Genomic DNA, 13,056 nt, shown 5'->3' on the forward strand with positions numbered 1-13,056 from the left:
GCCGTCGGTGTGCAGGTCGACCGGGCAGCCGTACTCGGCGGCGAGGTCGAGGGCGGTCTCGGCGAAGCCGGTGGGGTCGGGGTCGAGGTCGGGACAGCCGCCCACGGCGGCGCCCATCTTCACGGCGTCCCGCAGCAGGGCCAGCCCGTCGGCCCCCGCGGCCCCGGTCAGCAGCCGGGGCACGGCGACGGCGGTGAGGTCGGTCAGCCCGCGCAGCGCCCGCCGGGCCTGCAGGACGGCCTCCAGCGAGCGCAGCCCCTGCACGTCGCCGATCCGCACGTGGCAGCGCAGGGCGGTGGCCCCGTGCCCGAGCTGGAGCAGCGCGGCCTCGGTGGCGCGGCGCTGGACGTCCTCGGCGGCGTACGAGACGGGGCCGTCCGCCTCGGCGGTGAGCGCGGTGGCGCCGTGCCCGTGCGGTTCGGCGGGCGCGGGCAGCAGCAGATAGCCGCTGAGGTCCACGCGCGGGCCGGGCGCCAGGCTCCCGGCGGTGCCCACCGCCTCGATGTGCCCGCCGCTCAGCCGCACGTCCACGGTGCGGCCGTCGGCGAGCCGGGCGCCGCAGAGGACGAGGGCCCCGTCGCCGGGCACGACGGCGGGAGGGGTGGCATCGCCGCCGGGGTTCGCCGGGGGCTGCGGCTGGCTGTCGGGCATCGCGCTCCTCCGGGGGCCGGGGCGTGCATGATCACGCAGCACGTCCGAGCGTAGGGCGCGTCAGGAACGGCTTCGAGCAAGCGACGAATAGTCGTACTGATGTGGTGCGGGAAGGCTTCCGTGGCGCCGTCGCGGGCACCCGCCGGATACGGATTTCACCTTCGGCGGCCAACCGTGTAATGTCTTCCTCGCTCGCCCCAATAGCTCAGTCGGCAGAGCGTCTCCATGGTAAGGAGAAGGTCAACGGTTCGATTCCGTTTTGGGGCTCTGGTGTGAGAGGTTCCCCGCCTTCGGGCGGGGATCCCTCCCACATCAAAGCGGTGTAGCTCAGTCGGTAGAGCAAGCGGCTCATAATCGCTGTGTCACCGGTTCAAGTCCGGTCACCGCTACACGTAGTAGCCGATTGTGGGGTCGGTCCTCCGGTCGGCTACTCTTGTCTGCGTTCATCCGTCCATTCCGTCAAGGAGCACTCACGTGGCTGCCACCGACGTCCGCCCGAAGATCACGCTGGCCTGCGTGGAGTGCAAGGAGCGGAACTACATCACCAAGAAGAACCGGCGTAACGACCCGGACCGTCTTGAGATGAAGAAGCACTGCCCCCGTTGCAACTCGCACACCGCGCACCGCGAGACGCGATAACAACAGGCTCGTTCATGAGGCCGTCCCCATTCCTTGGGGGCGGCCTCGTGGCGTATCCGCCACCGTAACCACCCAGGAGGTGCCGAGCCCATGGCGCTCGACCAGTCCTTCGTAGGGCGGACCTATCCGGCCACCGAACCGTACGAGGTCGGCCGGGAGAAGATCCGCGAATTCGCCGAGGCCATCGGCGACACCAATCCGGTGTACACCGACCCCGAGGCCGCCAAGGCGCTGGGGCACCCGGATGTGATCGCCCCGCCGACTTTTGTCTTCTCCATCACGTACCGGGCCGCCGGCGCGGTCGTGAACGACCCGCAGCTGGGCCTGGACTACTCGCGCGTCGTGCACGGCGACCAGAAGTTCGCCTACGCCCGCCCCGTGCGGGCCGGTGACCGCCTCTCGGTCGTCTCCACGATCGAGTCGATCAAGTCCCTGGCGGGCAACGACGTCCTGTCGGTCCGCGGCGACGTCCAGGACGAGCACGGCGAGCACGTGGTGACCGCGCACACGACGCTGGTGGCCCGCGCGGCCGAGGAGGCGTGATGGCTGCCCGTATCTCCTACGACGAGGTCGAGATCGGCACCGAGCTGCCGGCCCGCTCCTTCCCGGTGACGCGCGCGGACCTGGTCCGCTACGCGGGCGCCTCGGGCGACTTCAACCCGATCCACTGGAACGAGAAGTTCGCCAAGGAGGTGGGCCTGCCGGACGTGATCGCGCACGGCATGTTCACCATGGCCGAGGCAGGCCGCGTCGTCACCGACTGGGTGGGCGACCCGGGCGCCGTCGCCGAGTACGGCGTGCGCTTCACCCGCCCGGTGGTCGTGCCGGACGACGACACGGGCGCGGTGATCGAGGTCACGGCCAAGGTCGCGGCCAAGGACGACGAGCACCGGACGGTCCGGGTGGACCTGGTGGTCAAGAGCGAGGGCAAGAAGGTCCTGGGGATGTCGCGAGCGGTCGTACGCCTCGCCTGACGCCGGGGGCGCCGCGAACGAGCGGCGCCCTCCCTCTTTGACATCCGAAGTAAGTGACCACTAACTTATGACCCATGGTCAGGATGAGCGCGGAGGAGCGCCGCGAGAGTGTGATCCGCGCCGCAATCACGGAGTTCGCGCGCGCCGGCTACAAGGGCACGTCCACGGAGTCGATCGCGCGCCGCGTGGGCGTCTCGCAGCCGTATCTGTTCCGGCTCTTCCCGACCAAGGAGGCGATCTTCCTGGCGGCGGCCCACCGCTGCCTGGAGGAGACCGGGGAGGTCTTCCGGAAGGCGGTCGAGGGCGCGCCGCCCCGCGGGGTGCTGCAGGCCATGGCCGCCGCCTACGACCACCTCATCGCCGAGGACCCCGAGAAGCTGCAGATGCAGATGCAGATCTACGTCGCGGTGGCCTCGGCCGAGGCGGCGGGGGACCACGAGTTCGGGAGCGCCATCCGGGCGGCGTGGCTGGAGCTGTGGGACGGGGCGAACCTGGCGCTCGGCGGGGACCCGAAGGAGACGACGAGGTTCCTGGCCAAGGGGATGCTGATCAACACGCTGGTGTCCCTGGGGTTCCCGCCGGGTCACCGGGTGTGGAGCGGCTTCTAGGGGACGCGGGAGACCCGCGTCTCCTCATGGCCATCAAAGTTAGTGACCAATTACTAATTAACACGGGGGAGAGCATGCAACCCAAAGCAATCTGGGCCCTGATCATCACCGGCGCGGCCGGCTTCATGGCGGCCCTGGACAACCTGGTCGTCACCACGGCCCTCCCGTCGATCCGCAAGGACCTCGGCGGGGCGCTGGAAGACCTGGAATGGACCGTCAACGCCTACACGCTGACCTTCGCGGTCCTGCTGATGTTCGGCGCGGCCCTGGGCGACCGCTTCGGCCGCCGCAAGCTCTTCGTCACCGGCCTGGTGATCTTCACGGCCGCCTCCGCCGCGGCCGCCCTCGCGCCCGGCATCGAGGCCCTGATCGCCGCCCGGGCCGTCCAGGGCGTGGGCGCCGCCATCACCATGCCGCTGACGCTCACGCTCCTCACTGCGGCCGTCCCCGCCGACCGCCGGGGCCTGGCCTACGGCATCAAGGGGGCCGTGGACGGCCTGGCCGTCGCCGGCGGCCCGCTCATCGGCGGCACGCTCACCGAGCACGTCTCCTGGCAGTGGATCTTCTGGCTCAACGTCCCGCTGGGCCTGGCCCTCATCCCGCTGGCCCGCCTCCGCCTGGACGAGTCGCGCGCCGAGAACGCCCGCCTGGACCTCCCCGGCACGCTGCTCGTCAGCGGCGGCCTCTTCGGCGTCGTCTACGGCCTGATCAACGCCGACGCGCACGGCTGGACGAGCCCCCGGGTCCTGACCGCCCTCGTCGCGGGAGGCGTCCTCATAGGAGGCTTCATCGGCCACGGCCTCCGCGCCGAGCGGCCCATGCTCCCCATGCGCCTCTTCAAGAACCGCGCCTTCGCCGGCGTGAACGCCGCGAGCGTCTTCATGTTCCTGGGCATGTTCGGCTCGATCTTCCTGCTCAGCCAGTTCCTCCAGAACGTGCTCGGCTACTCGCCCACCGAGGCCGGGCTGCGCATGCTCCCCTGGACCGGCATGCCCATCATCGCGGCGCCGCTCTCCGGCTACCTCGCCGACCGCATCGGCAGCCGCCCCGTCGTCGTCACCGCCCTGGCCCTCCAGGCCCTCGGCCTCGCCCACTTCGCCCTGGTCATGAGCCCGGACGTCTCCTACGCGGCCCAGCTCCCCGGACTGATCCTCAGCGGCATCGGCATGGGCCTGTTCTTCGCCCCCGCCGCGAAGCTCGTCATGTCCGGCGTCCGCCCGGCGGAGCAGGGCATGGCCTCCGGTGCGAACAACGCTCTGCGGGAGGTGGGCGGGGCGCTGGGCATCGCCGTCCTCGCCTCCCTCTTCTCCGCCCGGGGCGGCTACGGGTCGCCCCAGCGCTTCCTGGACGGCCTGACCCCTGCGCTCTGGGCCGGCGCGGCGGCGGTGGCGCTCGGGGCGCTGGCGGCGACCCTGATCCCCTCGCACCGCGGCGCGCCCTCCCGGGCCGGGACCCAGCCCGCCGACCTAGTCGGCACGCCCTGACGCACCACCCCCGCCGCTGCGCGGCCGGTCCCACCCACCCACCCGTCAGGGAATGGCAGAGGCGCTGCACCGGAAACCCGGCGGGCAGCAGCCACCGCCTCCCAGGGGCAGGGAAGGGCAGCCGCCGCCGCTTGCGGGGGAGGGCGGCGGCCACCGTGTGACGGAGGGGGGACGGGATAAGGGAGGAGCCACTGCCTGCGGAAGGGGCCGGGGGAGAGGGACCGTCTACGGCAGGGGCACCGGCGGCGGGAGGGACCATCGACGGGAGGGGACCGTCTGTGTAGGGGGACGACGGGAAAAGCAGGAGCCACCGCCTACTGCAGGGGTACCGGCGGCGGGAGGGGACCACCCACCGGAGAGGACCGTCCACGGGAAGGGACCGCCCACTGGAGGGGACTATCCACCGGAGAGGACCGTCCACGGAGAGGGACGGGGCGGGGAAGGCAGGAGTCCCCGCCTGCGGAAGGGGCCGGGGAGGGGGACCGTCCACGGAGGGGGACGGGGGCGCAGGGGGTGTTTCGGAATGCTGCCGGATATTTGTGGGCGGCGCGCGGGGTGCCCGGTGCGGCGGACGGTTCCGCCCGTAAATATCCGATTCCGAAACACCCCCGGAGCCCCCGGCCCCCGGCCCCGGACCACCGCGCCCGACCCACCCGTACCCTGGTCTGGTGCAGGAACGACACGACGCCCCCCTCGCCCCCCTGACCACCTTCAGGCTCGGCGGCCCGGCCACCCGCCTGATCACGGCCACCACCGACGCCGAGGTGATCGCCGCCGTCCGCGAGGCCGACGAGACCGCCACCCCGCTGCTGATCATCGGCGGCGGCAGCAACCTCGTCATCTCCGACAAGGGCTTCGAGGGCACCGCCCTGCGCATCGCGACCACCGGTTTCACCCTCACCGGCACCGGCCTCGAACTGGCCGCCGGCGAGAACTGGTCCGACGCCGTCGCCCGCACCGTCGAAGCCGGCCTCGCCGGCATCGAATGCCTCGCCGGAATCCCCGGCTCCGCTGGTGCCACCCCCATCCAGAACGTCGGCGCCTACGGCCAGGACGTCGCCCAGACGATCACCGAGGTCGTCGCCTACGACCGCCGCACCGGCGAGACGGTGACCCTCACCAACGCCGAGTGCGCCTTCTCCTACCGCCACAGCCGCTTCAAGCAGGACCCCGCCCGCTACGTCGTCCTCCGCGTCCGCTTCGAGCTGGAGGACGCGGACGGCATGTCCGCCCCCATCCGCTACCCGGAGACCGCCCGCGCCCTCGGCGTCGAGGCCGGCGACCGCGTCCCCGCGGAGCAGGCCCGCGAGACGGTCCTCAAGCTGCGCGCGGGCAAGGGCATGGTGCTCGACCCCGAGGACCACGACACGTGGTCGGCCGGGTCGTTCTTCTGCAACCCGATCCTCACCGAGGCGGAGCACGCGGCGTTCCTGACCCGCGTCGCGGACCGGCTCGGCCCGGACGTGGCGCCTCCGGCGTACCCGGCGGGGGAGGGCTTCATGAAGACCTCGGCGGCCTGGCTGATCGACAAGGCGGGCTTCACGAAGGGGTACGGGTCGGGCGCGGCGCGCATCAGCACGAAGCACACGCTGGCGCTCACGAACCGTGGCGAGGCCACGACGGAGGATCTCCTCGCCCTCGCCCGCGAGGTCCGTGCCGGTGTCCACGAGGCGTTCGGGGTGACCCTGGTGAACGAGCCGGTCACGGTCGGCGTGGCCCTGTAAGAGCGCTCAGCCGGGGCGGCCAGCCGGGCAAGAGCGGCCAGCCGGGTAAGAGCGGCCAGCCAGGTAAGAGCGACCAGCCAGGTAAGAGCGCTCAGCCGGCAAGCCAGCCGTCGATCCCCCGCAGCAACTCCGCCCGCACACCCTCCGGCGCAGCCGACCCCCGTACCGACTGCCGCGCCAGCTCCGCCAGCTCCGCGTCGGTGAAGCCGTGGTGCTCCCGCACCAGCTCGTACTGCGCGGCGAGCCGCGAGCCGAAGAGCAGGGGGTCGTCCGCGCCGAGAGCTATCGGGACGCCGGCGTCCCACAGGGTGCGCAGCGGCACGTCGCCCGGCTTCTCGTAGACGCCGAGGGCGACGTTCGACGAGGGGCACACCTCGCACGTCACTCCCCGCTCCGCGAGCTTCCGCATCAGGCGGGGGTCCTCGGCGGCCCGGACGCCGTGCCCCACGCGGGAGGCGTGCAGGTCGTCCAGGCAGTCCCGCACGCTGCTCGGGCCCGAGAGCTCGCCGCCGTGCGGCGCGGCCAGCAGACCGCCCTCACGGGCGATCTCGAAGGCGCGGTCGAAGTCGCGCGCGAGGCCGCGCCGCTCGTCGTTGGAGAGCCCGAACCCGACCACGCCCCGGTCGGCGTACCGCACGGCGAGCCGGGCGAGCGTCCGCGCGTCCAGCGGGTGCTTCATGCGGTTGGCGGCGACGAGGACCCGCATCCCCAGGCCGGTCTCCTTGGACGCCGTCTCGACCGCGTCGAGGATGATCTCCAGGGCGGGGATGAGCCCGCCCAGCCGCGGCGCGTAGGACGTCGGATCGACCTGGATCTCCAGCCACCGGGACCCGTCGCGGACGTCCTCCTCCGCGGCCTCCCGCACGAGCCGCTGGATGTCCTCCGGCGCCCGGAGGCACGACCGCGCGATGTCGTACAGCCGCTGGAAGCGGAACCAGCCGCGCTCGTCCGTCGCCCGCAGCTTCGGGGGCTCGCCGCTGCTCAGCGCCTCGGGGAGGTGAACCCCGTACTTGTCGGCGAGTTCCAGCATGGTGCCGGGCCGCATGGACCCGGTGAAGTGCAGGTGCAGATGGGCTTTCGGCAGCAGCCGCAGGTCTCTGGTTGCGGCTTCGCCGCGGGCGCGAACACTCTCCATTCGCAGATCCTGCCGCATGCACAGGCCAACCGGAAGGGAGTTTGCCCCGGCGGGCCCCTTAACGGGCGCTGCCCCGAAAACGAATACGGGCCCCCGGCACAAGCCGGGAGCCCGTCACGAAGCTCGCTGAAGCCGCGCTCAGGCGCGCGCCTCCGCCAGCAGCTTCTGGATCCGCGAGACGCCCTCGACGAGGTCCTCGTCGCCCAGCGCGTAGGACAGCCGCAGGTACCCCGGAGTGCCGAAGGCCTCGCCCGGCACCACCGCGACCTCGACCTCTTCCAGGATCAGCGCGGCGAGCTCCACGGACGTGGCGGGGCGCTTGCCGCGGATCTCCTTGCCGAGCAGGGCCTTCACCGACGGGTAGGCGTAGAACGCGCCCTCCGGCTCCGGGCAGTAGACGCCTTCGATCTCGTTGAGCATGCGCACGATCGTGCGGCGGCGCCGGTCGAAGGCGACCTTCATCTCGTCGACGGCGGACAGGTCGCCCGCGACCGCGGCGATCGCGGCGCGCTGTGCGACGTTGGACACATTCGAGGTGGCGTGCGACTGCAGGTTCGTCGCGGCCTTGATCACGTCCTGCGGGGCGATGACCCACCCGACCCGCCAGCCGGTCATGGCGTACGTCTTGGCGACGCCGTTGACGACGATGCACTTGTCGCGGAGCTCCGGCACCACGACCGGCAGCGACGAGAACTCGGCGTCGCCGTAGACCAGGTGCTCGTAGATCTCGTCCGTCAGCACCCACAGCCCGTGCTCCGCGGCCCAGCGGCCGACGGCCTCCACCTGCTCGCGCGAGTAGACGGCGCCGGTCGGGTTCGACGGGGAGACGAAGAGCAGCACCTTCGTGCGCTCGGTGCGGGCGGCCTCCAGCTGCTCCACCGAGACGCGGTAGCCGGTGGTCTCGTCGGCCACGACGTCGACCGGGACGCCTCCGGCCAGCCGGATGGACTCGGGGTAGGTGGTCCAGTACGGCGCCGGGACGATGACCTCGTCGCCCGGGTCGAGGATCGCGGCGAAGGCCTCGTAGATGGCCTGCTTGCCGCCGTTGGTGACCAGTACCTGCGAGGCCTCGACCTGGTAGCCGGAGTCGCGCAGCGTCTTGGCGGCGATGGCGGCCTTCAGCTCGGGCAGGCCGCCGGCGGGCGTGTAGCGGTGGTTCTTCGGGTCGCGGCAGGCCTCCACCGCGGCCTCGACGATGTAGCCGGGGGTCGGGAAGTCGGGCTCGCCGGCACCGAAGCCGATCACCGGGCGGCCGGCGGCCTTGAGGGCCTTGGCCTTGGCGTCGACGGCGAGCGTCGCGGACTCGGAGATCGACCCGATGCGGGTCGACACCCGGCGCTCGGTGGGGGACTGGAGGGAGGGCTCGGAAGGAGTCGCAGCGGTCATGGGGGCATCGTTGCAGACGGGGGACGAAGCGGGCGCCCACGTCCCGCAGAAGGCCTGACGCAAGGCCCGGCACAAGGCCGGCACAAGGCCTGGCACGGGGCCCGGCACGGGGCCCGGTACGGGGCTTCGCAGGGCTCCGCGTACGACTCCCAAGCCCCGGAGGAACCCATTCCGGAAGCCCCTCGCGACCCGTTGCCGCCCCCTCGCGGCACACGTCGCGGCACAAGCTGTTCGACGCACGCCCCAGGAACACGTACACTCAACCGTCGTTGGCCCTCACCGGCCGCAATCGAGGTCCGCACACACCGTGCGAACGCTCGGATGCGGTACGTTGGGGAAACCACAAAGGGTCGTAGCTCAATTGGTAGAGCACTGGTCTCCAAAACCAGCGGTTGGGGGTTCAAGTCCCTTCGGCCCTGCTACACGCATCGTCACCAGGGTGCGTGCGTGCGTACGTACTGAAATGCACCGCCGTGCGGCTCAACCGGGCGCGGCACGGCTCACGACCCGGATTCAGGTGAGGACGTAGTGACGGAAGCCCTTGGCTCCACCGCGACGCCTGAGAGCGGTCGTCCCGAGGACGAGGTGGCCGCCAAGAAGGGCCGCCGTGGCGGGAAGCGCGGGAAGAAGGGCCCCTTCGGCCGCCTCGCGCTGTTCTACCGCCAGATCGTCGCCGAGCTCCGCAAGGTCGTCTGGCCCACCCGGGGTCAGCTGTCGACGTACACCACTGTGGTGATCGTCTTTGTCGTCATCGTCATTGGCCTGGTCACCGTGATTGACTATGGGTTCACCAACGCCGTCAAGTACGTCTTCGGCTGAATCCGCGGGTAGGGCGGCTGCCGTGAGGCGGGCCGCCCCTTTCGCACGTTCCACCCCTTGTAGCCAGGAAGAAGCAGCCACGTGTCTGACCCGAACCTGAACGACGCCGTCGAGCCCGTCGAGGCGGCAGAGGCCGACGTGGATGCCGCCGCCTCGGCAGAGGTCGAGGGCGACGACACCGCGCAGGAGATCGTCGAGGGCGCCGACGCCGCCGACGAGCTCGACGCCGAGGAAGCCGCTGCGGGCGAGCCGGCCGAAGAGGCCGCCCTCCACGTCGAGTCCGACGAGGACGCCGAGGACGACGAGGCCACCGAGGAAGAGGCCGAAGAGGCCGCCGAGGAAGAGCCCGCCGTCGACCCCATCACGGCCCTGCGCGAAGAGCTCCGCGGCCTGCCCGGCGAGTGGTACGTCATCCACACCTACGCCGGTTACGAGAACCGCGTGAAGACCAACCTCGAGCAGCGCGCCGTCTCGCTGAACGTCGAGGACTACATCTTCCAGGCCGAGGTGCCGCAGGAAGAGGTCGTCCAGATCAAGAACGGTGACCGCCGCACCGTCCGCCAGAACAAGCTCCCGGGCTACGTCCTGGTGCGCATGGACCTGACGAACGAGTCCTGGGGCGTCGTCCGCAACACCCCGGGTGTCACCGGCTTCGTCGGCAACGCCTACGACCCCTACCCGCTGACGCTGGACGAGATCGTCAAGATGCTCGCCCCGGAGGCCGAGGAGAAGGCCGCCCGCGAGGCCGCCGAGGCCGAGGGCAAGCCGGCGCCGCAGCGCAAGGTCGAGGTCCAGGTGCTGGACTTCGAGGTGGGCGACTCGGTCACCGTCACCGACGGTCCGTTCGCGACCCTGCAGGCCACGATCAACGAGATCAACGCCGACTCGAAGAAGGTCAAGGGCCTCGTCGAGATCTTCGGCCGCGAGACCCCGGTCGAGCTGAGCTTCGACCAGATCCAGAAGAACTGACACTTCTGATCAAACGCTTCCGAACAGGTCAGACCAGCTGATAAAGCGGGTCTGACCTGCTCGGTTTTTGGCCGCAGCATGTTACCCGTTATCGTGGTGCGGTATGCCTGCGCGCACTGTGCGCGGGCAAAAAACTCTCACTAGGACCCGGAGAGAGCAATGCCTCCCAAGAAGAAGAAGGTCACGGGGCTTATCAAGCTCCAGATCAGCGCCGGTGCCGCGAACCCGGCTCCGCCGGTCGGCCCCGCGCTGGGCCAGCACGGCGTCAACATCATGGAGTTCTGCAAGGCCTACAACGCCGCGACCGAGTCGCAGCGTGGCATGGTCGTGCCGGTGGAGATCACGGTCTACGAGGACCGTTCCTTCACCTTCGTGACCAAGACTCCGCCGGCCGCGAAGCTGATCCTCAAGGCCGCGGGCGTGGACAAGGGCTCGGGCGAGCCGCACAAGACCAAGGTCGCCAAGATCACCGAGGCGCAGGTCCGTGAGATCGCCACGACCAAGATGCCCGACCTGAACGCCAACGACCTGGACGCCGCGTCGAAGATCATCGCCGGCACCGCCCGTTCCATGGGCATCACGGTCGAGGGCTGACCTCCACCCCCCTGGCAGCACCCCGTGGAAGGGCCAGCGCTGGCCCGCACCACGACTCCAATCACCACTGAGGAGTTTCAGTGAAGCGCAGCAAGACTCTTCGCAACGTGGACGCGAAGATCGACCGGGAGCGTCTGTACGCCCCGCTCGAGGCCGTCCGCCTGGCGAAGGACACCTCCGCCACCAAGTTCGACGCGACCGTCGAGGTTGCCATGCGTCTGGGCGTCGACCCGCGCAAGGCCGACCAGATGGTCCGCGGCACCGTGAACCTTCCGCACGGCACCGGTAAGACCGCCCGGGTCCTGGTCTTCGCGACCGGCGACCGTGCCGAGGCCGCGCGTGCCGCGGGCGCCGACATCGTCGGCGCCGACGAGCTCATCGACGAGGTCGCGAAGGGCCGTCTGGACTTCGACGCCGTCGTCGCCACCCCGGACCTCATGGGCAAGGTCGGCCGCCTCGGCCGCGTGCTCGGTCCGCGTGGTCTGATGCCGAACCCGAAGACCGGCACGGTCACCCCGGACGTGGCGAAGGCTGTCACGGACATCAAGGGCGGCAAGATCGAGTTCCGCGTCGACAAGCACTCGAACCTGCACTTCATCATCGGCAAGGTCTCCTTCGACGAGACCAAGCTGGTGGAGAACTACGCCGCGGCGCTCGAGGAGATCACCCGCCTCAAGCCGTCCGCCGCGAAGGGCCGCTACATCAAGAAGGCGACCCTGACCACCACCATGGGCGCCGGCATCCCGCTGGACCCGAACCGCACCCGCAACCTCCTCGTCGAGGACGAGACCGTCTGATCCTGACCGGATCACGACGCCTCTGCGCGTAAGCGAACGAGCAGGCCCCGCATCTTTATGTGAGATGCGGGGCCTGCTCGCGTTTTTGACGTCTTCGATGCGGTTGACCGGGGTATCCGCCGGTGAGGTGAACTAACGTTCACATTGATCGCTTTTGAGCAGAGGGGGGCAAGGACATGCACGAGTCCACCTGGAAGCGCCTGGGCCTGTCCGTGACGGCCGTGGCCCTGCTGGCCGGCGTCACGGCCTGCGGGGGCGACAAGAAGGACGACAGGGGTGCCTCAGGGGCCTCCACCAAGGCGGAGAAGCCGGCGGCGGCGGGGCTGGCGACCGAGGCCGTCAACGCGGCCTTCAAGAAGACGCAGTCGGTGAAGTCGGCCAAGTTCAAAATGACCATGAAGATGCCGGGTCTCGGCGACCAGCCGCTGACCCTGGAGTCCTCCGGCGTCATGGGCTGGGACCCCAGCGTCGTGGACCAGCGCATGACCGGCGCCGGGCTGCCCGCCAAGGACGGCGCTCCCGCCGAGGCCCGGTCCATCACGATCGGCAGCGTCACGTACACGGACGTGGGCCCGGAGGCCGCCGCCAAGAACGACGGCAAGCGCTGGCTCAAGATCGACCTCGCGGAGATGGCCAAGGAGTCCGGCGGCGACTCCAAGGCCCTCCAGCAGCTGATGGGCGGCGGGCAGGGCCAGAGCCAGGACCCGGCCAAGCAGATGGCGCTGCTGAAGGAGTCGCCCAACGTCAAGCTGGTCGGCGAGGAGACGGTCGAGGGGGAGCAGGCCCGGCACTACAAGGGCACGCTCACCACGGACGAGGCCGTGAAGTCCAACAAGAGCCTTGAGGGCCTCGACGAGAAGGACCGGCAGCAGCTGCTGGACTCCATCAAGCAGGCCGGCATCACGCAGTACGACATGGACGTCTGGGTGAACTCCGACGACCTCCCCATGAAGCTGGTCATGAAGATGGACACCGCCAAGGGCCGGATGGAGATCACCCAGAACCTCTCCGACTTCGGCGCCAAGGCCGACGTCCAGGCGCCGCCGGCGGAGCAGACCGTCGACCTGCTGGAGAAGCTCAAGAAGATGAAGGAGACCGGCGACACCCCGTCGCTGTCCTCCTGACCTGCGGGGAAACCACCGCCCGGAGGCCGATTTGCCTCCGGGCACCCCGTTCACGTACCTTCTTCCAGAAGCCAAAGACCGCTGGTCGTTGCTGTGCCTCTGCAAAGAGGTGTGGTGGCCGAAGGATCCGCTAGCTGCGGGCGACCTGCGCA

Annotated in this window: 13 protein-coding genes, 3 tRNA genes and 1 pseudogene; 14 read left to right on the forward strand and 3 right to left on the reverse strand. The window is 70.3% G+C overall.

The window, feature by feature from the left end; genetic code table 11:
- Positions 1-651: pseudogene (locus V7793_RS07450) on the reverse strand (hydrolase); the annotation flags it as partial.
- A 194-nt stretch (positions 652-845) separates the two neighbouring features.
- Between V7793_RS07450 and V7793_RS07455 the strand changes: the two are divergent.
- The 8 genes from V7793_RS07455 to V7793_RS07490 all read left to right on the forward strand — a co-directional run bounded on the left by V7793_RS07455 (position 846) and on the right by V7793_RS07490 (position 6,080).
- A tRNA-Thr gene (locus tag V7793_RS07455) sits at positions 846-918 on the forward strand.
- Positions 919-967: 49 nt separating this feature from the next.
- Positions 968-1,040, forward strand: a tRNA-Met gene (locus V7793_RS07460).
- Between the two features lie 85 nt (positions 1,041-1,125).
- Positions 1,126-1,290, forward strand: coding sequence for a 50S ribosomal protein L33 (gene rpmG / locus V7793_RS07465; RefSeq protein ID WP_006604855.1), 165 nt, complete (start codon positions 1,126-1,128; stop codon positions 1,288-1,290).
- Between the two features lie 90 nt (positions 1,291-1,380).
- The gene (locus tag V7793_RS07470) at positions 1,381-1,833 is read left to right on the forward strand and encodes a MaoC family dehydratase N-terminal domain-containing protein (protein ID WP_335582116.1); all 453 of its coding nucleotides are present in this window, start codon (positions 1,381-1,383) and stop codon (positions 1,831-1,833) included.
- The gene (locus tag V7793_RS07475; RefSeq protein WP_335582117.1) at positions 1,833-2,264 is read left to right on the forward strand and encodes a MaoC family dehydratase; all 432 of its coding nucleotides are present in this window, start codon (positions 1,833-1,835) and stop codon (positions 2,262-2,264) included. The genes V7793_RS07470 and V7793_RS07475 overlap by 1 nt, the downstream gene beginning before the upstream one ends.
- Before the next feature lie 74 nt (positions 2,265-2,338).
- Positions 2,339-2,872 (forward strand): TetR/AcrR family transcriptional regulator, encoded by a 534-nt coding sequence (locus V7793_RS07480; protein ID WP_335582118.1) that lies wholly within the window; start codon positions 2,339-2,341, stop codon positions 2,870-2,872.
- A 74-nt stretch (positions 2,873-2,946) separates the two neighbouring features.
- Positions 2,947-4,356: a DHA2 family efflux MFS transporter permease subunit gene (locus V7793_RS07485; RefSeq protein ID WP_335582119.1), complete on the forward strand. Its 1,410-nt coding sequence runs from the start codon at positions 2,947-2,949 to the stop codon at positions 4,354-4,356.
- A 668-nt stretch (positions 4,357-5,024) separates the two neighbouring features.
- A complete protein-coding gene (locus V7793_RS07490) occupies positions 5,025-6,080 on the forward strand; it encodes a UDP-N-acetylmuramate dehydrogenase (protein WP_335582120.1) in 1,056 nt (351 codons plus the stop codon).
- Positions 6,081-6,171: 91 nt separating this feature from the next.
- Here the strand turns inward: V7793_RS07490 and V7793_RS07495 are convergent, their stop codons facing one another.
- Both V7793_RS07495 and V7793_RS07500 read right to left on the reverse strand, forming a co-directional pair.
- Positions 6,172-7,215 carry an adenosine deaminase gene (locus V7793_RS07495; RefSeq protein ID WP_335582121.1) on the reverse strand — a complete coding sequence of 348 codons (1,044 nt, stop codon included), beginning with the start codon at positions 7,213-7,215 and terminating at the stop codon, positions 6,172-6,174.
- A gap of 138 nt (positions 7,216-7,353) precedes the next feature.
- Complete coding sequence (locus V7793_RS07500; RefSeq protein WP_335582122.1) at positions 7,354-8,601, reverse strand: pyridoxal phosphate-dependent aminotransferase; 1,248 nt, start codon at positions 8,599-8,601, stop codon at positions 7,354-7,356.
- Between the two features lie 346 nt (positions 8,602-8,947).
- Between V7793_RS07500 and V7793_RS07505 the strand changes: the two genes are divergently transcribed.
- The 6 genes from V7793_RS07505 to V7793_RS07530 all read left to right on the forward strand — a co-directional run bounded on the left by V7793_RS07505 (position 8,948) and on the right by V7793_RS07530 (position 12,904).
- Positions 8,948-9,020: transfer RNA gene (locus V7793_RS07505), tRNA-Trp, on the forward strand.
- Between the two features lie 109 nt (positions 9,021-9,129).
- A complete protein-coding gene (secE, locus tag V7793_RS07510) occupies positions 9,130-9,420 on the forward strand; it encodes a preprotein translocase subunit SecE (RefSeq protein WP_030368429.1) in 291 nt (96 codons plus the stop codon).
- 81 nt (positions 9,421-9,501) lie between these two features.
- Positions 9,502-10,389 carry a transcription termination/antitermination protein NusG gene (gene nusG, locus V7793_RS07515; RefSeq protein ID WP_335582123.1) on the forward strand — a complete coding sequence of 296 codons (888 nt, stop codon included), beginning with the start codon at positions 9,502-9,504 and terminating at the stop codon, positions 10,387-10,389.
- Between the two features lie 159 nt (positions 10,390-10,548).
- Positions 10,549-10,983: a 50S ribosomal protein L11 gene (gene rplK / locus V7793_RS07520; protein WP_058046838.1), complete on the forward strand. Its 435-nt coding sequence runs from the start codon at positions 10,549-10,551 to the stop codon at positions 10,981-10,983.
- Positions 10,984-11,063: 80 nt separating this feature from the next.
- A complete protein-coding gene (rplA, locus tag V7793_RS07525; protein WP_058046837.1) occupies positions 11,064-11,780 on the forward strand; it encodes a 50S ribosomal protein L1 in 717 nt (238 codons plus the stop codon).
- Positions 11,781-11,956: 176 nt separating this feature from the next.
- Positions 11,957-12,904, forward strand: coding sequence for a hypothetical protein (locus V7793_RS07530; protein ID WP_335582124.1), 948 nt, complete (start codon positions 11,957-11,959; stop codon positions 12,902-12,904).
- The last annotated feature ends 152 nt before the right edge of the window (positions 12,905-13,056 follow it).

The organism is Streptomyces sp. KLMMK, assembly GCF_036961605.1.
GTDB classification, from domain to species: domain Bacteria; phylum Actinomycetota; class Actinomycetes; order Streptomycetales; family Streptomycetaceae; genus Streptomyces; species Streptomyces telluris.

Bases quoted from the DNA above. Each gene is read 5' to 3' on its own strand.
- rplK (WP_058046838.1), top strand. From the start codon at position 10,549: ATGCCTCCCAAGAAGAAGAAGGTCACGGGGCTTATCAAGCTCCAGATC.
- V7793_RS07480 (WP_335582118.1), top strand. From the start codon at position 2,339: ATGGTCAGGATGAGCGCGGAGGAGCGCCGCGAGAGTGTGATCCGCGCC.
- V7793_RS07500 (WP_335582122.1), bottom strand. From the start codon at position 8,601: ATGACCGCTGCGACTCCTTCCGAGCCCTCCCTCCAGTCCCCCACCGAG.
- V7793_RS07495 (WP_335582121.1), bottom strand. From the start codon at position 7,215: ATGGAGAGTGTTCGCGCCCGCGGCGAAGCCGCAACCAGAGACCTGCGG.
- V7793_RS07485 (WP_335582119.1), top strand. From the start codon at position 2,947: ATGCAACCCAAAGCAATCTGGGCCCTGATCATCACCGGCGCGGCCGGC.
- V7793_RS07475 (WP_335582117.1), top strand. From the start codon at position 1,833: ATGGCTGCCCGTATCTCCTACGACGAGGTCGAGATCGGCACCGAGCTG.
- V7793_RS07530 (WP_335582124.1), top strand. From the start codon at position 11,957: ATGCACGAGTCCACCTGGAAGCGCCTGGGCCTGTCCGTGACGGCCGTG.
- V7793_RS07470 (WP_335582116.1), top strand. From the start codon at position 1,381: ATGGCGCTCGACCAGTCCTTCGTAGGGCGGACCTATCCGGCCACCGAA.